20 protein-coding genes are annotated in these 19,517 nt (G+C 60.5%); 11 read left to right on the top strand and 9 right to left on the bottom strand.

From position 1 onward, the window contains the following. On the bottom strand, positions 1-558 hold the full coding sequence (locus QOM08_RS04535) for a hypoxanthine-guanine phosphoribosyltransferase (protein ID WP_047229412.1): 558 nt from the start codon (positions 556-558) through the stop codon (positions 1-3). A gap of 175 nt (positions 559-733) precedes the next feature. On the opposite strand from QOM08_RS04535, the gene upp reads away from it, so the two are divergent. Further along, positions 734-1,372 carry a uracil phosphoribosyltransferase gene (gene upp / locus QOM08_RS04530; RefSeq protein ID WP_030138594.1) on the top strand — a complete coding sequence of 213 codons (639 nt, stop codon included), beginning with the start codon at positions 734-736 and terminating at the stop codon, positions 1,370-1,372. A gap of 2 nt (positions 1,373-1,374) precedes the next feature. After that, complete coding sequence (locus QOM08_RS04525) at positions 1,375-2,649, top strand: uracil-xanthine permease family protein (protein WP_076386292.1); 1,275 nt, start codon at positions 1,375-1,377, stop codon at positions 2,647-2,649. A gap of 129 nt (positions 2,650-2,778) precedes the next feature. Here QOM08_RS04525 and hemH read toward each other — a convergent pair whose 3' ends face one another. Next, complete coding sequence (hemH, locus tag QOM08_RS04520) at positions 2,779-3,804, bottom strand: ferrochelatase (protein WP_139051139.1); 1,026 nt, start codon at positions 3,802-3,804, stop codon at positions 2,779-2,781. Between the two features lie 13 nt (positions 3,805-3,817). Beyond that, the gene (locus QOM08_RS04515) at positions 3,818-4,717 is read right to left on the bottom strand and encodes a TIGR01777 family oxidoreductase (protein ID WP_316912617.1); all 900 of its coding nucleotides are present in this window, start codon (positions 4,715-4,717) and stop codon (positions 3,818-3,820) included. Positions 4,718-4,913: 196 nt separating this feature from the next. Here QOM08_RS04515 and QOM08_RS04510 point away from each other — a divergent pair, with 196 nt between their 5' ends. The 6 genes from QOM08_RS04510 to QOM08_RS04485 all read left to right on the top strand — a co-directional run bounded on the left by QOM08_RS04510 (position 4,914) and on the right by QOM08_RS04485 (position 10,639). Continuing rightward, positions 4,914-5,900, top strand: a complete 987-nt coding sequence (locus QOM08_RS04510; protein ID WP_047229408.1) for an NAD(P)/FAD-dependent oxidoreductase — start codon at positions 4,914-4,916, stop codon at positions 5,898-5,900. A gap of 170 nt (positions 5,901-6,070) precedes the next feature. Continuing rightward, a complete protein-coding gene (locus QOM08_RS04505) occupies positions 6,071-7,033 on the top strand; it encodes a YbgA family protein (protein WP_047229407.1) in 963 nt (320 codons plus the stop codon). Continuing rightward, complete coding sequence (locus tag QOM08_RS04500; protein ID WP_316912616.1) at positions 7,033-7,971, top strand: MerR family transcriptional regulator; 939 nt, start codon at positions 7,033-7,035, stop codon at positions 7,969-7,971. Before QOM08_RS04505 ends, QOM08_RS04500 begins: the two co-directional genes overlap by 1 nt. Further along, the gene (gene phrB, locus QOM08_RS04495) at positions 7,972-9,405 is read left to right on the top strand and encodes a deoxyribodipyrimidine photo-lyase (RefSeq protein WP_316912615.1); all 1,434 of its coding nucleotides are present in this window, start codon (positions 7,972-7,974) and stop codon (positions 9,403-9,405) included. A 126-nt stretch (positions 9,406-9,531) separates the two neighbouring features. Beyond that, a complete protein-coding gene (locus QOM08_RS04490) occupies positions 9,532-10,305 on the top strand; it encodes an SDR family oxidoreductase (RefSeq protein WP_316912614.1) in 774 nt (257 codons plus the stop codon). A 28-nt stretch (positions 10,306-10,333) separates the two neighbouring features. Continuing rightward, on the top strand, positions 10,334-10,639 hold the full coding sequence (locus QOM08_RS04485) for a YkgJ family cysteine cluster protein (protein WP_047229403.1): 306 nt from the start codon (positions 10,334-10,336) through the stop codon (positions 10,637-10,639). Between the two features lie 99 nt (positions 10,640-10,738). Here the strand turns inward: QOM08_RS04485 and QOM08_RS04480 are convergent, their stop codons facing one another. The 6 genes from QOM08_RS04480 to hemA form a co-directional block, all read right to left on the bottom strand. Next, on the bottom strand, positions 10,739-11,257 hold the full coding sequence (locus tag QOM08_RS04480; protein ID WP_047229402.1) for an acyloxyacyl hydrolase: 519 nt from the start codon (positions 11,255-11,257) through the stop codon (positions 10,739-10,741). Between the two features lie 114 nt (positions 11,258-11,371). Beyond that, positions 11,372-12,163, bottom strand: a complete 792-nt coding sequence (gene murI / locus QOM08_RS04475; RefSeq protein WP_139051144.1) for a glutamate racemase — start codon at positions 12,161-12,163, stop codon at positions 11,372-11,374. Then, positions 12,156-12,914: a molybdopterin-synthase adenylyltransferase MoeB gene (locus QOM08_RS04470; RefSeq protein ID WP_139051145.1), complete on the bottom strand. Its 759-nt coding sequence runs from the start codon at positions 12,912-12,914 to the stop codon at positions 12,156-12,158. Before QOM08_RS04470 ends, murI begins: the two co-directional genes overlap by 8 nt. Further along, the gene (gene prmC, locus QOM08_RS04465; protein WP_316912613.1) at positions 12,908-13,738 is read right to left on the bottom strand and encodes a peptide chain release factor N(5)-glutamine methyltransferase; all 831 of its coding nucleotides are present in this window, start codon (positions 13,736-13,738) and stop codon (positions 12,908-12,910) included. The genes QOM08_RS04470 and prmC overlap by 7 nt, the downstream gene beginning before the upstream one ends. Positions 13,739-13,752: 14 nt before the next feature. Next, entirely contained in the window at positions 13,753-14,835 is a 1,083-nt protein-coding gene (gene prfA / locus QOM08_RS04460; protein WP_047229398.1) for a peptide chain release factor 1, read from the bottom strand. Then, positions 14,832-16,121 (bottom strand): glutamyl-tRNA reductase, encoded by a 1,290-nt coding sequence (gene hemA, locus QOM08_RS04455; RefSeq protein ID WP_047229397.1) that lies wholly within the window; start codon positions 16,119-16,121, stop codon positions 14,832-14,834. The genes prfA and hemA overlap by 4 nt, the downstream gene beginning before the upstream one ends. A gap of 171 nt (positions 16,122-16,292) precedes the next feature. Here hemA and QOM08_RS04450 point away from each other — a divergent pair, with 171 nt between their 5' ends. From QOM08_RS04450 to ispE, 3 genes are read left to right on the top strand one after another with little or no spacing between them, the layout of a single operon-like run. Further along, complete coding sequence (locus QOM08_RS04450; RefSeq protein ID WP_160893530.1) at positions 16,293-18,017, top strand: tetratricopeptide repeat protein; 1,725 nt, start codon at positions 16,293-16,295, stop codon at positions 18,015-18,017. Between the two features lie 4 nt (positions 18,018-18,021). Next, complete coding sequence (gene lolB / locus QOM08_RS04445) at positions 18,022-18,639, top strand: lipoprotein insertase outer membrane protein LolB (RefSeq protein WP_047229395.1); 618 nt, start codon at positions 18,022-18,024, stop codon at positions 18,637-18,639. 1 nt (position 18,640) lies between these two features. Further along, positions 18,641-19,492 (top strand): 4-(cytidine 5'-diphospho)-2-C-methyl-D-erythritol kinase, encoded by an 852-nt coding sequence (gene ispE, locus QOM08_RS04440; protein WP_047229394.1) that lies wholly within the window; start codon positions 18,641-18,643, stop codon positions 19,490-19,492. Positions 19,493-19,517 lie beyond the last annotated feature (25 nt).

Here is a 19,517-nt window from a genome sequence, read left to right as displayed (position 1 = left end):
TTACATTCCTTTGACGGCGAAAATACCGTTGGCATTGCGCCAGTAGCCTTTGTAGTCCATGCCGTAGCCGAAGATGTAGCGGTCAATACACGGCAGGCCGACGAAATCGGCTTTCAGGTCCGGACGGGCCTTGCGGTCATGGTCCTTGTCGATCAGCACGGCGGTGTGCACGGCGCGGGCACCGGCGTGTTTGCAGAAGTCGATGATGGCGCCCAGGGTGTGACCTTCGTCGAGGATGTCGTCGATGATCAGCACGTCACGGTCGATGAACGAAACTTCCGGCTTGGCTTTCCAGAACAGGTCGCCACCGCTGGTTTCGTTGCGGTAACGGGTGGCGTGCAGATAGGACGCTTCCAGCGGGAAGTTCAGGTAGGTCAGCAGTTTGCCGGAGAAAATCAGCCCACCGTTCATGACGCAGAACACCACCGGGTTGGAATCGGCCAACTGGTCGTTGATTTGCGCGCCGACACGGGCGATGGCCGCTTCGACTTCGGCTTCGGTGTACAGGCAGTCAGCCTCTCGCATGATTTGACGGATATGCTCGAGATCAGCGGACATGGCGCTCTCCAGGGGAGGTTGGGGGAGGGACGGGTTCGGAAAAGCGGGCAAAGGTACGCATCCCGCCCGGCCAGATCAAGCGTTTGTGGACTAACGTTCTGTATTGTCTATAGGACAACACCCTCGGATAGATTAATCTAGGCCGGTTTTTTTGCCCGCCGCCGGAGCTTTCCCCATGCCCATCCTCGAGATCCGCCACCCGCTGATCAGACATAAACTCGGCCTGATGCGCCGCGCCGACATTAGCACGAAGAACTTCCGCGAACTTGCCCAGGAAGTCGGTGCACTGCTCACCTACGAAGCCACCAAGGACCTGCCGCTGGAGTCCTATGAAATCGACGGTTGGGCCGGCACGGTCCAGGTGGAAAAAATCGCCGGCAAGAAAATCACCGTGGTGCCGATCCTGCGTGCCGGCATCGGCATGCTCGAAGGCGTGCTGAGCCTGATCCCGGGCGCCAAAGTCAGCGCCGTGGGCGTGGCCCGCAACGAGCAGACCCTGCAGGCGCACACCTACCTGGAAAAACTGGTGCCGGAAATCGACGAGCGCCTGGCAATGATCATCGATCCGATGCTCGCCACCGGCAGCTCCATGGTCGCCACCATCGACCTGCTGAAAAAAGCCGGTTGCCGTGACATCCGCGCCATGGTGCTGGTGGCGGCCCCCGAAGGCATCAAGGCCGTGGAAGACGCTCACCCCGACGTCACCATCTACACCGCTTCCATCGACCAGAAACTCAACGAACATGGCTACATCATCCCGGGCCTGGGCGATGCCGGCGACAAGATCTTCGGTACCAAGCAGAAGGACGCTTGAGCATGCAGGATGAGTTCAACGATCCGCTCTGGCGCCAGGTATTGTCTGGCGCGCAGATGCTGTTCGTCGCCTTCGGCGCGCTGGTACTGATGCCGCTGATCACCGGGCTGGACCCGAACGTAGCGCTGTTCACCGCAGGCCTGGGAACAATCCTGTTCCAGATCGTCACCGGGCGTCAGGTGCCGGTGTTCCTGGCATCGAGCTTTGCCTTCATCACCCCGATCATTCTCGCCAAGGGCCAGTTCGGCCTGGCCGCGACCATGGGCGGTGTGATGGCGGCCGGTTTCGTCTACACCTTCCTGGGCCTGGCGGTGAAGGTCAAGGGCACCGGTTTTATCGACCGCTTGCTGCCGCCGGTGGTGATTGGGCCGGTGATCATTTCCATCGGCCTGGCCATGGCACCGATTGCCGCCAACATGGCCATGGGCAAGGCCGGCGACGGCACCGAGCTGATTGCCTACCAGACGGCGATGCTGATCTCGATGCCGGCGCTGCTCACCACCCTGATCGTCGCGGTGTTCGGCAAAGGCATTTTCCGCCTGGTGCCGATCATTTCCGGCGTGCTGGTGGGCTTTGCCATGGCGTTTTATTTTGGGGTGGTGGACACCGCCAAAATCGCCGCAGCGCCGTGGTTCGCCCTGCCGAACTTCACCGCGCCGGAGTTCAACTGGCAAGCGATCCTGTTCATCGTGCCGGTGGCTTTGGCGCCAGCCATCGAGCACATCGGTGGGGTCATCGCGGTGGGCAGCGTGACCGGTCGCGACTACCTGAAAAAACCCGGCCTGCACCGCACCCTGCTCGGCGATGGCATCGCCACCACGGCAGCCGGCCTGTTCGGCGGCCCGCCCAACACCACCTACGCCGAAGTCACTGGCGCGGTGATGCTGACCAAAAACTACAATCCGAAAATCATGACCTGGGCGGCGATCTTCGCCATCAGCCTGGCGTTCATCGGCAAGTTCGGCGCGCTGCTGCAAAGCATCCCAGTGCCGGTAATGGGCGGAATCCTGTGCCTGTTGTTCGGTTCGATCGCGGCGGTGGGCATGAACACGCTGATCCGCCACAAGATCGACCTGAGCGAAGCGCGCAACCTGGTGATCGTTTCGGTGACGCTGGTGTTTGGTATCGGCGGTGTGCTGGTAGGCACCGGCACCGGCCCGGACGACTTCGGCCTCAAAGGCATCGCGCTGTGCGCGGTGGTGGCGATCGCCCTGAACCTGATCCTGCCGGGCAATGACGGCTGGAAGCAGAAGAAGGCGGATGAGCCGCTGATCTGACTCAAGCTTGAAGTTTTGTGCTGCCAGTCAGATAGCTATCGCGAGCAGGCTCGCTCCCACATCAGCGGATCTTTGAACACTCGAGATCCATTGTGGGAGCGAGCCTGCTCACGATTGGGCCCTTGAATTTTACAAAGCGATCGGTGCCCGCTCGCACAGGGTGCTCAACGCCTGCGCCCATTGCACATCATCATTGAGACACGGCACCAGCACCAACTCCTCCCCGCCCGCCTCACGAAATTGCTCGCGCCCGCGATCACCGATTTCTTCCAGGGTTTCGATGCAGTCGGCCACGAACGCCGGGCACATCACCAGCACTTTCTTCACGCCACTTTTAGCCAATTCATCCAGGCGCGCTTCGGTGTAGGGTTCGATCCACTTGGCGCGCCCCAGTCGCGACTGGAACGACACCGACCATTGGCCATCCTTGAGCCCCATGCGCTGGGCGAACAGGTCTGCGGTGCGAATGCATTGCGCGCGGTAACACGTAGCCATGACCTCAGGCGGCGCATTTTTGCAGCAGTCGGCGTCCTTGAAGCAATGGAAACCCGTAGGGTCGAGCTTGGTCAGGTGCCGCTCCGGCAAACCATGGAAGCTCAACAGCAGGTGGTCGTAATCCTGCATCAGATACGGCTTGGCGCTGGCAACCAGGGCGTCGAGGTATTCCGGCTGATCGTAGAACGGCTGGAGAATTGAGAACTGCACATTGAGCTTCTTTTCGCGCACTACCCGCTTGGCTTCTTCGATCACCGTGGTGACTGTGCTGTCGGCAAATTGCGGATACAACGGCGCCAGCGTGATCTTCTTGTGGCCCTGGCTTGCCAGGCGCACCAGGGTCGACTCAATGGACGGCTCGCCATAACGCATCGCCAACTCAACCGGCCCCTGGGTCCATTGCGCAGTCATGGCTTGTTGCAAGCGACGGCTGAGCACCACCAGCGGCGAGCCCTCGTCCCACCAGATCGACGCATAGGCATGGGCCGATTGCTCGGGGCGCCTGATCAGGATCAGCGACACCAGCAAGCGCCGCACCGGCCACGGCAGGTCGATGACGTAGGGGTCCATCAGAAACTGATTGAGGTAGCGGCGCACATCGGCCACCGAAGTAGAAGCAGGCGAACCCAGATTCACCAGAAGCAACGCGTGATCGGTCATGCAACGTCCTATTTCAAAGGCGGTTCGACAAATCGTCGAGAGCCGCATGCAAATCAGTGAACCGGAAAGTGAAACCCGCCGCCTGCAATCGGGCCGGCGTTGCGCGCTGGCCGCCCAGCAGCAGCAATGACAATTCTCCCAATGCGACCTTCAGCGCCAGCTCCGGCATCGGCACCACGGCCGGCCGATGCAACACGCCCCCCAGGGCCTTGGCAAAATCGCGGTTGCGCACCGGGTTCGGCGCGCAGGCATTATAAGGACCGCTGGCCTCATCGCGGAGCAGAAGAAAATCAATCAGAGCGATTTGATCGGCAATGTGAATCCACGGCATCCACTGCCGGCCATTGCCAATACGCCCGCCCAACCCCAGTTTGAACGGCAGCAGCAGCCGCGACAAAAAGCCGCCCTCGGCCGACAGGACCAGACCGGTGCGAACCAGTACCACCCGTATGCCCATCGCCTCGGCGCGCTGCGCGGTCTCCTCCCAGGCGATGCACAACTGGCTGGCGAAGTCCTCGCTCACCGGTCCCGAGTCCTCGGTCAGCTCACGTTCGCCACCGTCGCCGTACCACCCCACCGCGGAACCGGAAATCAATACCCCGGGTTTGTGTTCGCAACGCTCCAGCCAAGCCAACAACGCTTCTGTCAGGGTGATGCGACTGCTCCACAACAACTTCTTGCGTTTATGGCTCCAGGGTCGATCCGCAATCGGTGCCCCCGCGAGGTTGACCACCGCATCCACCGGCTCGGCAATCTCCTCGAGCCTGGCGACACCCCGCACTTGCGCGCCGCAGATCTTCGCCACGTCTTCGGGGCGACGACTCCACACCGTCAAGCGATGGCCCTGCGCCAACCAGTGGCGGCAGAGCTGACGTCCGATCAAACCAGTACCGCCGGTCAGCAATATGTGCATGAAGTGTTCCTCGCATCGCGTTTTACCCAGCCCATTAGTCTATTTTTATAAGCAGGGATTTTTCGTATCAGGCAGGGTCTGTGTTTAACAATAGGTCACCCTGTCAAAACGCGAACGGTAAAACTTATACCAAAAACCCTAATTGTACAGGTTTAAACGACGGCGTAGTCTGTACAGAAAGGTAAACGAGGCCCTCATGACTGTACCTATCGCAATCATCGGCACCGGCATCGCCGGACTTTCAGCCGCCCAGGCCCTGACGGAGGCCGGGCATGTCGTTCAACTCTTCGATAAAAGCCATGGCAGTGGCGGACGCATGTCCAGCAAGCGCAGTGATGCCGGCGCACTGGACATGGGCGCACAGTATTTCACCGCCCGCGATCGCCGCTTCGTGATGGAAGTCCAGCGTTGGCAAGCCCAGGGCTGGGCGGCGGAATGGACACCTCAGCTTTATCATTTCAAGGATGGGCAACTAAGCCCGTCGCCGGATGAGCAGACCCGCTGGGTCGGCACCCCGCGCATGAGCGCCATCACCCGCGCCTTGCTTGGCGAGTTGCAGGTGCAGTTCTCCTGTCGCATTACCGAGGTGTACCGCGGTCAGGAGCATTGGCACTTGCAGGACGCGGAAGGCTTCACCCACGGCCCCTTCGGCCAGGTGGTGATCGCCACGCCCGCGCCCCAGGCCACGGCATTGCTGGCGGCCGTGCCAAAGCTGGCCGCAGTGGCGGCGGGCGTGAAGATGGACCCCACCTGGGCCGTGGCCCTGGCCTTCGAAACACCGCTGGATACCTCAATGGAAGGCTGCTTCGTCCAGGACAGCCCCCTCGACTGGCTGGCTCGCAACCGCAGCAAACCGGGGCGCGACAGCACGCTCGACACCTGGGTGCTGCACGCCACCAGCGACTGGAGTCGCCAACATATCGACATGGCCAAGGAGGCGGTGATCGAACACCTGCACGGCGCGTTCGCCGAGCTGCTGCACAGTGCTATGCCTGCGCCCAGCTTCAGCGTGGCCCATCGCTGGCTTTACGCGCGCCCCGCCGGCAACCATGAATGGGGCGCCTTGGCCGATGCCGACCTGGGTATGTATGTTTGTGGCGACTGGTGCCTGTCCGGTCGTGTCGAAGGTGCTTGGCTAAGCGGTCAGGAAGCCGCACGCCGTCTGCACGCCAGTCTGCAATAGAACGCGCCAGCCTACGTCACCCGCTGCTGTCGAAACAGGCAGCAGCCTGTCTGCGCAAAAACCACATCGCCCCACACGCAAAAGCGGTTGACTTGTGCGCGTTCGGATCTATGATGAAAATATTGTACACAAATGTTATTTTGTACAAGATTTGAAATCAGAGGTCGCCCATGCCCCATGATGCCGTCGTCAAACCGAAAATCGCTATCAGCGCCTGCCTGATGGGCGCTGAAGTTCGCTTCAACGGCGGACACAAGCAATCGCAGCTATGCAGCCGTACCTTGGTCGACTACTTCGACTTCGTCCCGGTCTGCCCTGAAGTCGCCATTGGCCTGGGCATTCCCCGCGAGCCGATCCGGCTGGTGGGCAATCCCGAACGACCCGACGCGGTCGGCACGGTCAGGCACGACCTCAATGTAACCCGGCCATTGGCCGCTTACGGAGAGCAGATGGCCGAGGAACTGGATGACATCTGCGGCTACATCTTCATGCAGAAGTCGCCGTCCTGCGGACTGGAGCGGGTCAAGGTCTACGATCACAACAGCGTGCCACAGGACGGCGGCGGACGCGGCATCTATGCCCAGGCGTTTTGCGAGCGCCACCCCGACTTGCCGGTGGAGGAAGACGGTCGCCTGAACGACCCGGTGCTGCGGGAAAATTTCCTGACCCGGGTATTTGCCTACGCGGCCTGGCAACCGCTGCGCCGCAAAGGCCTGACACGCCGTGACCTGATCCACTTTCACTCGCGCTACAAATATCTGTTGATGGCCCATAACCCGGTGCAATACAAGGCCTTGGGCAATCTGTTGGGTAACATGGGCAAGGCCGATCCTGACGAGCTGGGCGCACGCTACTTCAGCGCCTTGATGGCTGCTTTGAAGAAATGCGCCACCCGCCGCACTCACACCAATGTGCTGCAACACCTGAGCGGTTACCTCAAACGCGCCATCAACGCCGAAGACAAGCAGGAAGTACAACACCTCATCGGGCAATACCGCCTCGGCATCGTACCCCTGGTAGTTCCGCTGACCTTGCTCAAGCATCACTTGCGCCTGCATCCCGATCCCTATCTGGCGCAGCAGGTCTACCTGCAACCACACCCGGAAAACCTCAGTCTGCGAAATGCCATTTGATGAAAAGCGAACCTGATTCCAGCGCCAGCGAAGACCTGGGGGCCGACTTCGCCAAAGCCCTGGAGCAGGGCTGGCTGCCCATACGCGAAGTTGCCCGCCAAACCGGGGTCAATGCCGTCACCCTGAGAGCCTGGGAGCGCCGTTATGGCCTGATCGTGCCGCACCGCACCCCCAAGGGTCACCGACTGTTCAATGCCGATCATGTGCAACGTATCTTGAGCATCCTCACCTGGATCGATCGGGGGGTGGCGGTGAGCAAGATAAAACCGCTGCTCGACACACCGCAGCCGCCCAGTGAACCGTTGGAAAACGACTGGCAGCGTCAGCGCCACGCCCTGATGCTGGCGGTCACGCAACTGGCCGAGCGTCAGGTCGATGATCTGGTCAACCAGGCTATGGCGCTTTATCCGCCCTGGACGGTGTGCGAGCAGTTGTTGCTGCCTTTGCTGGCCGAACTGCAATTGCGCTGGCAAGGCCAGTTCGGTGCGCAGTTGGAGCGGGTGTTTCTGTACTCCTGGCTGCGCAGCAAATTCGGCAGTCGGATCTACCACAACAATCGTCAGTTGCGCGGTGCGCCATTGCTGCTGGTCAACCATTCGGACCTGCCCCTGGAGCCCCAATTGTGGCTTAGCGCCTGGCTGGCCAGCAGCGCCGATTGCCCCGTGGAAGTGTTCGATGGGCCGATACCCGCAGGCGAACTGGCCTTGGCCGTCGAACGCCTCAAAGCCCGTGGAGTGCTGCTGTACTCCAGCAACGCGCTGAACCTGTCCCAACTGCCCAAGCTGATCAGTGGGGTGGATTGCCCGATCATCATCGCCGGCCCGGCCGCATCGATCCATCACGCTCGGTTATCCACAGGCATTTCGACCGACAACCTTACGTGGGCCGAAGATCCGTTATCGGCTTACCGCGAACTGAGTCGCAGAGCACTTATTTGAATGAAAAACCCCACGCAACTGATCTGGCTGCGCAGCGACCTGCGCCTGCACGACAACACCGCCCTCGCCACCGCAGCAGCCCGGGGACCTTGTGTGGCGGTGTACCTGCCGAGCCCGGAACAATGGCGCGCGCATGACGATGCACCGTGCAAGATCGACTTTTGGCTGCGTAACCTCGCCTCGTTGAGCACTGCCCTGGAGGCGTTGAACATCCCGCTGCTGATCCGCCACGCTGCACGCTGGGATCAGGCACCGCAGATTCTGCTCTCGCTGTGCCACGAACTGGCAATCGACGCCGTCCATGTCAATGAAGAATACGGCTTGAACGAAACCCACCGAGATGCCGAAGTTGCCCGAACGTTGCAGGGCCAGGGCATCGACTTTCACAGCCACCTCGACCAACTGCTGTTCAAGCCCGGCAGTGTGCTGACCAAAACCGGCACCTATTTCCAGGTGTTCAGCCAGTTCCGCAAGGTCTGCTACAGCCGCCTGCACTTTTCGCTGCCAGGCCTGGTCGCCAAACCGGCCCGGCAGGCACCCACCGGCATTGTCAGCGACCCGGTGCCCACGCAAGTCGAAGGCTTCTCGCCTGCGAGTGAAACGCTGCGCGCCCTCTGGCCAGCGGGTGAAAACGAAGCCCGGCGGCGCCTGGACACCTTCGCTGAGCAACACCTCGATTATTACCAGAGCGAACGGGACTTTCCCGCCAGACCAGGCACCAGCCAGCTCTCGGCGTACCTGGTGGCGGGTGTGATCTCGCCGCGCCAATGCCTGCATGCGGCGCTGCAGGCCAACCAGGGTGAATTCGAGAGCGGAAATCTCGGTGTTGTGACATGGATCAATGAATTGCTCTGGCGTGAGTTCTATAAACACATTCTAGTGGGCTATCCACGTGTGTCTCGCCATCGCGCGTTCCGTCCGGAAACCGAAGCGCTGGCCTGGCGCAACGCCCCCGAAGAGCTGGAGGCTTGGAAACAGGCACGCACTGGCTTGCCGATCATCGACGCGGCCATGCGCCAGTTGCTGGAAACCGGGTGGATGCACAACCGTTTGCGGATGGTGGTGGCGATGTTTCTGACCAAGAACCTGCTGATCGACTGGCGCGAGGGTGAGCGCTTTTTCATGCAACACCTGATCGACGGCGACCTGGCCGCCAACAACGGCGGCTGGCAGTGGAGCGCCTCGACCGGGACGGATGCGGCGCCCTGGTTCCGGATCTTCAACCCCTTGAGTCAATCGGAAAAATTCGACCGTGAAGGATTGTTCATCAAACGCTGGTTACCTGAACTGAACGATCTCGATAAGCAACAGGTCCATAATCCAAACATGCAGGGCCGATTGTTTGGCGTGACGGATTATCCTCCGGCGATTGTCGACCTGGGTCAGTCCCGGGCTCGTGCATTGCAGGCGTTCAGAAACCTGCCAACTCGATAAGTGTAAAACCAAGAAATCGGGCGATCAGCGAACAGAAAAACACGGACCGTAAGATGCAATTTCAACCCTGCGGCCATACAGTCTTATACCAAACTCGTGCACTCTGCTCGGCGAAGGAAGTATGGAATGGGTGTAGAAACTCGCAAGCGATATTGGCTGACCGGTGCGGGCAACGGAATCGGCGTTTCGTTGGCCGAAGCGATACTCAAAACCGGCGCACACCTGGCCGTTAGCTCGCGCTCGTCGCGCTCGAGTGAAGACCTTTCGGCACGCTATCCGGGACAAGTACTGGCGGTACCCGGCAACTTGACCGACAGCCAGACCGTACGCGAGATCGGCGAACAGATTGCCCGGCAGTGGGGCTCGCTGGACACCGTGATTCTCAATGCAGGAACCGCCGAATACATCGACGGCCAACCCGCCGACCCTTTGATCATCGAACACATTGTGCGCAGCAATCTGATAGCGGCCAGCTTCTGCATTCACACTGCCCTGCCATTGCTGCGTGCAGGCAACCGGTCCCATCTGGTGGGCATCACCAGCCCGGCGACTTACCTGCCACCGTCATATAGCGAGGCCGACGGCAAAGGCATGCGTTTTCTGTTTGAGTCGGCTCGCGTCGACCTGATGGCCGAGGGCATCGACGTGACGCTGGTTCACCCAGGCTTCGATAGCCCTTCGCTCAGCCTCGACGACTGTTTTCCGGCCCCAGTCCAGTGGACGGCCGAAACGGCGGCACATCACGTGCTGACACAACTGGCCGAGCGCCCCCATGAAGTGGCGCTCCCCGTTTCGTCCATGACCGTACTCTGGCCGCTACCTTCATCGACCGAATCGATGCTCACTGACGTCGACTCAGATAAAGCGGGGAATGGGTGCCCGATCAAGGGCCAACCCTGAGGGGCGCGGTTGCCTTACACTGCGCGCCATGAAAACCATCCCTGTCCATCAGATCCCCCAGCCTGCCGTCACTTGTTCGACGTGCGCGGCGTGCTGTTGCCAACTGGAAGTGATGCTGATCACTGACACTGGCGTGCCCGAACGCTTTATCGACACGGACGAATGGGGTGGAGAAGTGATGTTGCGGCTCGATGACGGTTGGTGCGCGGCGCTGGATCGCGACAGCATGATGTGCACGATCTACGAAAAACGTCCGCTGATCTGCCGCGAGTTCGAGATGGGCGCGCCGGAATGTATTGAAGAACGCAAAGGGATTGCGACTGCGTATCGGTAGCCCGTGGGAGCGAGCCTGCTCGCGATAGCGGTAGACCAGTCAATATGAGGTTGTCTGATACTTCGCTATCGCGAGCAGGCTCGCTCCCACGGGTTTGGGTTACAGCGGCATCGTGTAATGCAGCGCGTAACTTTCGACACCGTCGTTGGTCGACTTGATGCCGGCGTTGGAGTAATGAGTGGCGCGAATACCCACTTCATGTCCACCGTTGAAGCGCAGGCCGAAACCAATGCGGTCCTCGAACTGAAAAGCCGTACCGAGCTGGTTGTTTTCCACTTGGGTATTTTCAAACAACGCAACACCGATACCCGCCTCGATGTAGGGTTTTACGTTTTGACCGGCAAACTCATACACAAAGACAGGCGAGAACGAAAGGCTGTGGTTGCTCGAGGCCTCATCCCCCTCCCAATACGTGTATGCGCCGCTCCAATAGCCGGTCAGGCGACCGACATCACTCTGCAACCAGCTCTTGTCCCAATCAAACTGCATGCCCAAGCGGTAAGTCATGGTCGACTCGCCGGTCTGGCCCACCCCAAACTCCACACCTGCCGCTTGTGCGGAGTAAGTGTGCCCCAACAATGCAGCCGCAAGTGCAGCCAAGCAGAATAAACGCTTCATTAGAAACATCCTTTTCCGAACAGACTTAGTTAGTTTTGTTACAAACAGACAAAGCTATAGAAATCCGCGTTAAAACAGAAGTTCAGCCTGATTTAGGTATTTTTCAGGTTTTTTTTACAGACTGAAGCTTCGCACAACGCCGGACGAATTCCATAGCGTTGGTAGGATTTTTCTTAAATGTATCGGATCTGCGCTACTCCAGAATCGCGTTTCGCTGGCGGGACCGGCGGCCAGGAGGCCGCGTTCAGCGAGCAGGCGTTGAAGTTGCCGGGCAACGGCGGCCCCCGTATCGATCAAGCTGATGTGCGCGGGGACCATGTGCTTGAGCAATGGCTTGAGGAAGGGATAGTGCGTGCAACCCAGGATCAACGTGTCGCAGCCGGCGGCCAGCAAAGGTTCGACATAGCCCTGCAGCAATTGACGCAAAGCCGGGCTCTGGAGATCGCCTGCTTCAATCAGCTCTACCAGCCCGGGGCATGGCTGGGTGATCACCTGCACATCGGTGGCGAACCGATCAAGTAACGCGGCGAATTTGGCGCTTTGTAATGTGCCAGTGGTTGCCAGCACACCGACAATGCCGCTACGGGTAGCGGCGGCCGCCGGTTTGACCGCCGGCTCCATGCCGACTATGGGCCAGTGGGGATAATCGCGACGCAAATCGGCGACCCCGGCAACCGTCGCGGTATTGCAAGCCACCACCAGCGCCTTGGCGCCCTGCTGATGGAGAAAGTTGGCGATGATTGCGCAGCGCTGCCGGATGAATTCCGGGGTTTTCTCGCCGTAGGGAATATGCCCACAGTCTGCAACGTAGAGCAGTGACTCATTGGGCAACAGCCGACGAATCTCCCCCAGCACCGACAGCCCGCCGACACCCGAATCGAACACACCGACCGGCGCTTCACTCATGCTGGCTGCCACCGCAGACGCTGCACCCCGGATCACGCTTGACCCTCAGCTCACGAAAACGGCTGCCCAAGGCGTCGATCAACAGCAGGCGCCCCACCAGTGGTTCGCCGAAACCGGCCAACAGTTTCAAGGCTTCAAGGGCTTGCAGACTGCCCACCAACCCCACCAGCGGCCCGAGCACACCGGCTTCGCTGCAGGTCAATTCGGCTTCACTGCCGTGGCCATAGAGGCAGTGATAGCAGGGGCTTTCCGGGCGGCGCGGATCAAACACGGATAACTGCCCTTCCAGGCGAATCGCCGCACCGCTGACCAGCGGTTTGCCCGCTGCGACACACGCCGCATTCACCGCTTCGCGGGTGGAGAAATTGTCGGAACAGTCCAGCACCACATCCACTGCCGCAACGGCAGCAGACAGGCTGTCTTCGTCCATGGCCTGTGGGTGAGGCACCAGGCTGATGTCGGGGTTGAGCGCCGTCAGGCGACGCATCGCCGAATCGACCTTGCTCAGGCCCACACTGTCGGTGTCGTGGATGATCTGGCGTTGCAGGTTGGTCAGGTCGACCGTGTCGAAATCCGCCAGGTGCAACTCACCGACGCCAGCAGCGGCCAGGTACAACGCCACCGGAGCGCCGAGTCCGCCTAGGCCGACAATCAATACGCGGCTGTGCTTGAGTCGCAGTTGCCCGTCGATGTCGACGTGCTGCAACAGAATCTGCCGGCTATAGCGCAACAGCTCCTGATCGTTCAGCACGGCAGGCGCCCCAGGCTGATGCGCTCATGCCCGCCCAGGTCCTGGCGGCTGTGGACTTCAGTAAACCCTTGGGTTTGCAGCAGATCACGCACCGCGTCGGCCTGATCGTAACCGTGCTCGAGCATCAACCAGCCACCCATTTCAAGATGATCGGGGGCCTGGGCGATGATTGTGCGCAAATCATCAAGTCCGTCGTGCCCTGCCACCAGGGCACTGGCCGGCTCGAACCGCACGTCGCCCTCCGCCAGATGAGGATCGGTGGCGGCTATATAAGGTGGGTTGCTAATGATCAGCTCAAAACGCTCACCGTCCAAAGCGCTGAACCAGTGGCTGCTCAGTACCGTGACTTTGCGCAGGTCCAGGCGCTGGCGATTGCGTTCGGCCAGGGCCACCGCCTCCAGCACACGGTCGACCGCGGTGACTGTCCAGGCCGGGCGCTCGCTGGCCAATGCCAGAGCAATCGCGCCGCTGCCGGTGCCCAGATCCAGAACTCTCGCCGGAGTGGCCGGCAGCAAGGCCAGCGCGGTTTCCACCAGCAGTTCGGTGTCGGGGCGCGGAATCAAGGTGTGAGGCGCCACTTCCAGGTCCAGGTTCCAGAAGCCTTGCTGCCCGAGGATATAAGCCACTGGCTCGCCAGAACGACGGCGGCGCAGGTATTCAGAGAACAACAACGCCGCTTCGCTTGGCACGATTCGCTCGGGCCAGGTGTGCAGGAAGCTGCGGGACTTGCCCAGTGCCGCGGCCAGCAGCAATTCGGCATCCAGTCGGGACGTGGGCGAATCCGGCAGCTCGGCGGCGCGTAACAAACTGGCGATGATGGTCATATGTTCACCTGTGCTTACTCGCCAATCGCGGCCAACTGGTCGGCCTGGTATTCGGCCAGCAACGGTTCGATCACTGCATCGACGCCGCCGGCGAGAATTTCGTCGAGCGAATACAGCGTCAGGTTGACTCGATGGTCGGTGACCCGGCCCTGGGCAAAGTTGTAGGTACGAATCCGCTCCGAGCGATCTCCCGAGCCCACCAACAGCTTGCGTTCGCTGGCGATGGCGTTGGCCGCAGCACTGGTCTGTTGATCATTGAGCTTGGCCGACAACCACGACATGGCGCGCGCACGGTTCTTGTGCTGGGAACGCTCCTCCTGGCACTCGACCACAATGCCCGAAGGCAGGTGAGTGATACGGATAGCCGAATCGGTCTTGTTGACGTGCTGACCGCCCGCACCCGAGGAGCGGTAGGTGTCGACCCGCAGGTCCGCCGGGTTGATCTCGATGGCTTCCTGCTCGTCCGGCTCGGGCAAAACCGCCACGGTACAGGCCGAAGTGTGGATACGCCCCTGGGATTCGGTGGCCGGGACACGCTGCACGCGGTGGGCGCCGGATTCGAATTTCAGCTTGCCGTAGACGTTGTCACCTTCGACCCGGGCGATGACCTCTTTATAGCCACCGTGTTCGCCTTCGTTCTCCGAGAGGATCTCCACCCGCCAGCCGCGACGCTCGGCGTAACGCGAATACATGCGGAACAGGTCCCCGGAGAATATCGCCGCTTCGTCGCCGCCGGTGCCGGCACGGATCTCGAGAAACACATTGCGACCGTCATTCGGATCCTTGGGCAACAACATGCGTTGCAGGTTGCTTTCAAGCTCGAGCAACTGCTCCTTGGCTTCACGGACTTCCTCGACCGCCATTTCGCGCATGTCCGGATCGCTGTCCTTGAGCAACGCCTGGGCGCCTTCAAGGTCGCCCTGCACTTTGAGCAACTGTTTATAGGTGGCGACGATCGGCTCGACTTCGGCGTATTCCTTGGAATACGTGCGAAACTTGTTCTGGTCGGAAATGACTTCACCATCGCCCAGCAGGGCGGTCAGTTCCTCGAAACGGTCCTGGAGAATGTCCAGCTTATTGAGCAGTGACGCTTTCATTGCGATTTTTTATCCGAAAAACTATCCGGTGAACCCTCACCGAGGGCAAAGAGTTCCTGGGCCATGGCCAACGCATCGAGGCGGCCTTCGGCGGTCAGCTTCTTGAGCTGGACACTGGGCGCGTGAAGCAATTTATTGGTCAGGCCGCGAGCCAGTTGCACCAGCACCTCTTCGGCGCTGCCACCGTTGGCCAGCAGGCGCTGGGCCTTTTGCAGCTCTTCGTCGCGCAGGCGTTCGCTCTGCTGACGATAAGCCTTGAGCACATCCACCGCCGCCAGCTCGCGCAGGCGGACCATGAAGTCCTCGGCGCCAATGGTGATCATTTCTTCGGCCGCCTGGGCCGCCCCTTGCCGGCTCTTGAGGTTCTCGGCGACCACTTCGTGCAGGTCGTCGACGCTGTACAGATAAACGTCGTCGAGCTCGCCCACTTCCGGCTCGATGTCCCGGGGAACGGCAATGTCCACCATGAAAATCGGCTTGTGCTTGCGCAGTTTCAGGGCGCTTTCCACCGCGCCTTTGCCCAGGATCGGCAACTGGCTGGCGGTGGAGCTGATGACGATGTCACTGTGCACCAGCTCGGCCGGGATGTCCGAGAGCAGCACAGCATGGGCGCCGAACTGCTCGGCCAGGGTACTGGCGCGCTCCAGGGTACGGTTGGCAACCACGATACGCTTGACCCCCAGGTCGTGCAGATGGCGCGCGACCAGGGTGATGGTCTCCCCCGCGCCGATCAGCAGCGCCTGGCTGCGTTGCAGATCGCTGAAAATCTGTTTCGCCAGGCTGACCGCGGCAAATGCCACGGACACCGGGTTTTCGCCGATGGCCGTGTCGGTGCGCACCTGTTTGGCGGCATTGAACGTGGCCTGGAACAAGCGCCCCAGCAGAGGCCCGACCGTGCCGGCCTCACGGGCCACGGCGTAGGCCGACTTCATCTGGCCGAGAATCTGCGGTTCGCCCAGCACCAGCGAATCGAGCCCGGAGGCAACGCGCATCATGTGACGAACGGCCGCATCGTCTTCATGCACATAGGCACTGGCGCGCAGCTCTTCAAGACTCAGATCGTGATATTCGGCCAGCCAGCGCAGCACGGTATCGGCCGAAATGTGATCCTGCTCTATATAAAGCTCGCTGCGATTGCAGGTGGAGAGGATGGCAGCCTCGCGGCTCTCGGTGAGTCGGCAAAGCTGCTGCAGGGCCTCAACCAGTTGCTCAGGCGTAAAGGCCACGCGCTCGCGGACGTCTACGGAAGCAGTCTTGTGGTTAATACCAAGTGCAAGGAAGGCCATTCAAGGTCGCTGATAGTGACGTGAAGCCGGCAATTGTCCTACTTCGCCAGATTCAGAACAACCACTCGATATCTATCGCCCTGCCCCGTGCCGTAAATCGACGGGCCGGTTATGTTTGACCGAAGGCTGTGTCATGATGATCCGACCGCAGGTTAGTCGTCCTTTTCCTATATGAATAGATCTTCCGCGTTGCTCCTCGCTTTTGCCTTGCTCGGCGGCTGTCAGTCCATGGCCCCCGTGTCGACAGACGGTACGCCGCCGGTCGAAGACAGCACCCAGGCCCCTGAAAAGCCCAAGGTCTATAGCTCATTCAGCGAAGAAACCATTTTCAGCCTGTTGAGCGCCGAACTGGCAGGCCAGCGCAATCGCTTCGACATTGCGCTGGACAACTACGTCACCCAGGCCATCAACACACAGGACCCGGGCATCTCCGAGCGGGCGTTTCGCATTGCCGAATATCTGGGTGCCGACCAGCCCGCCCTGGATACCGCACTGATCTGGGCCAAAAACGCCCCGCAAGACCTCGAAGCGCAACGCGCCGCCGCCGTGCAACTGGCCCGGGCCGGACGCTACGACGACTCCATGGTGTATATGGAGAAAGTCCTGCTGGGCAAGGGCGACACCCATTTCGACTTCCTTGCGCTATCAGCGGCCGATACCGACCAGGAAACCCGCGACGGCCTGACTAAAAGCTTCGACCGACTGCTGCAGCGTCATCCCGATAACGGTCAGCTGATTTTCGGCAAGGCCCTGCTGCTGCAACAGGATGGTGACATCCAGGGCGCCCTTTCCCTGCTGGAAGACAACCCGCCGCAAGCGGGCGAAGTGGCGCCGATTCTGCTGCGCGCTCGCTTGCTGCAAGGCGCGAACCGCGGCGACGAAGCCCTGCCGTTGCTGGAAAAAGGCATCAGGCAATACCCGGACGACAAGCGCCTGCGTCTCACCTACGCGCGCATGCTGGTGGAAAACGACCGCATGGACGACGCCAAGGTGGAGTTTTCCAGCCTGGTCCAGCAGTACCCTGAAGACGATGAATTGCGCTATTCCCTGGCGTTGGTCTGCCTGGAAGCCAAAGCGTGGGAAGAAGCCAAGGGTCACCTGGAAGACCTGATTGCGCGGGGAACGCATGTCGACTCCGCCCACTTGAACCTGGGCCGCATCGCGGAAGAACGCAACGATCCCGAGAGTGCACTGCTCGAGTACGCCCAGGTCGGCCCAGGCAACGATTATCTGCCGGCCCAGTTGCGCCAGGCCGATATCCTGATGAGCAACGGCAAAACGGCCGAGGCCCAGAGTCGCCTCGCCGTGCAGCGGGACACCCAGCCGGACTACGGCATCCAGTTGTATCTGATCGAGGCTGAAACCCTGTCGGCCAATAATCAGGGCGACAAAGCCTGGACCGTGCTCGATCGGGCGTTGAAGCAGTACCCGGACGACCTGAACCTGTTGTATACCCGCGCCATGCTGGCGGAAAAACGCAATGACCTGGCGCAAATGGAGAAAGACCTGCGCCTGATCATCCAGCGCGACCCCGACAATGCCATGGCCCTCAATGCCCTGGGCTACACCTTGTCTGATCGCACCACCCGATACGCCGAAGCCAAGGTGCTGATCGAACAGGCCCACCAGCTCAACCCGGAAGACCCGGCGGTGCTCGACAGTCTTGGCTGGGTGCATTTCCGCCTGGGTAACCTCGACGAGGCCGAACGCCTGCTGCGCCAGGCCCTGGAGCGCTTTCCCGACCAGGAAGTCGCCGCGCACCTGGGCGAAGTCCTGTGGGCCAACGGCAAACAGCGCGAAGCCCGGCAGATCTGGAGCAAGTTCCTCAAGGAACAGCCCGACAGCCCCATCCTGCGCAGCACCATCAAACGCCTGACCGGATCAGAGACCCTTTAAAATTATGCTTTTGCGCCACTTCATCGTTTTCAGCTTTATCGCCCTGCTCGCCGGTTGCGCCGGCTTCGGCGCCCGAGAATCCGTCCAGGGCCACGGCAACACGGCTCAATGGCGAGAGCACAAGGAACAACTGAGCGGTCTCGACGGCTGGCAGATCGACGGCAAGATCGGCATACGCGCACCGAAAGACTCGGGCAGCGGCACACTGTTCTGGCTGCAACGCCAGGACTACTACGACATTCGCCTGTCCGGCCCGCTGGGTCGTGGCGCGGCGCGCCTGACCGGCCGACCAGGCCAGGTTTCGCTGGAAGTGGCCAATCAGGGTCGCTACGAATCTCCCTCGCCGGAAGCCTTGCTGGAAGAACAACTGGGCTGGAAGCTGCCCGTATCCCACCTGACCTGGTGGGTTCGCGGCCTGCCGGCACCGGACAGCAAAAGCCGCCTGACCCTCGATGCCGACAGTCGCCTGTCCAACCTGGAGCAGGACGACTGGCAGATCGAATACTTAAGCTACGCCGAGCAAAACGGTTACTGGTTGCCCGAGCGCATCAAACTGCACGGCAGCAACCTGGACGTCACGCTGGTGATCAAGCAATGGCAGCCGCGCAAGCTGGGGCAATGACATGACCGCTGCGCGCCTGACCCTGCCCTCCCCGGCCAAGCTCAACCTGATGTTGCACATCCTGGGCCGTCGCCCGGACGGCTATCACGAGTTGCAGACGATTTTTCAGTTTCTCGACTACGGCGATGAAATCACCTTTGCCGTGCGGGACGACGGCGTGATTCACCTGCACACCGAATTCGAAGGCGTTCCTCACGACAGCAACCTGATCGTCAAAGCCGCGAAAAAACTTCAGGAGCAATCCGGGTGTTCGCTGGGCATTGATATCTGGATCGAAAAAATCCTGCCCATGGGCGGCGGCATCGGCGGCGGCAGCTCAAACGCGGCAACGACTTTGCTGGGGCTCAACCACCTGTGGCAGCTGGGTTGGGACGCTGATCGCCTGGCTGCATTGGGCCTTACGCTGGGCGCCGATGTGCCGGTTTTCGTACGGGGCCACGCGGCTTTTGCCGAGGGCGTCGGGGAAAAACTCACACCGGTAGAGCCCGAGGAACCCTGGTACTTGGTGCTGGTGCCGCAAGTATCTGTAAGTACAGCAGAAATTTTTTCAGATCCACTGTTGACACGTAACTCTCCTCCCATTAAAGTGCGCCCCGTTCCCAAGGGAAACAGTCGAAATGACTGCTTACCGGTGGTAGCAAGGCGTTATCCAGATGTTCGTAACGCTTTGAATTTGTTAGGTAAATTTACCGAAGCAAAACTCACCGGAACTGGAAGTTGTGTGTTTGGGGGCTTCCCAAGCAAAGCTGAAGCTGATAAAGTCTCGGCCCTTCTGACAGAGACCCTTACAGGGTTTGTAGCAAAAGGAAGCAACGTTTCGATGTTGCATCGCAAGCTGCAAAGTCTGCTCTAACGGAATCGAGTGCTGGGCACTCGAA

Origin of the sequence: Pseudomonas sp. P105 (genome assembly GCF_032614175.1) — a bacterium.
GTDB lineage: Bacteria > Pseudomonadota > Gammaproteobacteria > Pseudomonadales > Pseudomonadaceae > Aquipseudomonas > Aquipseudomonas rhizophila.
This window is presented reverse-complemented; position numbering and strand designations above follow the sequence as displayed.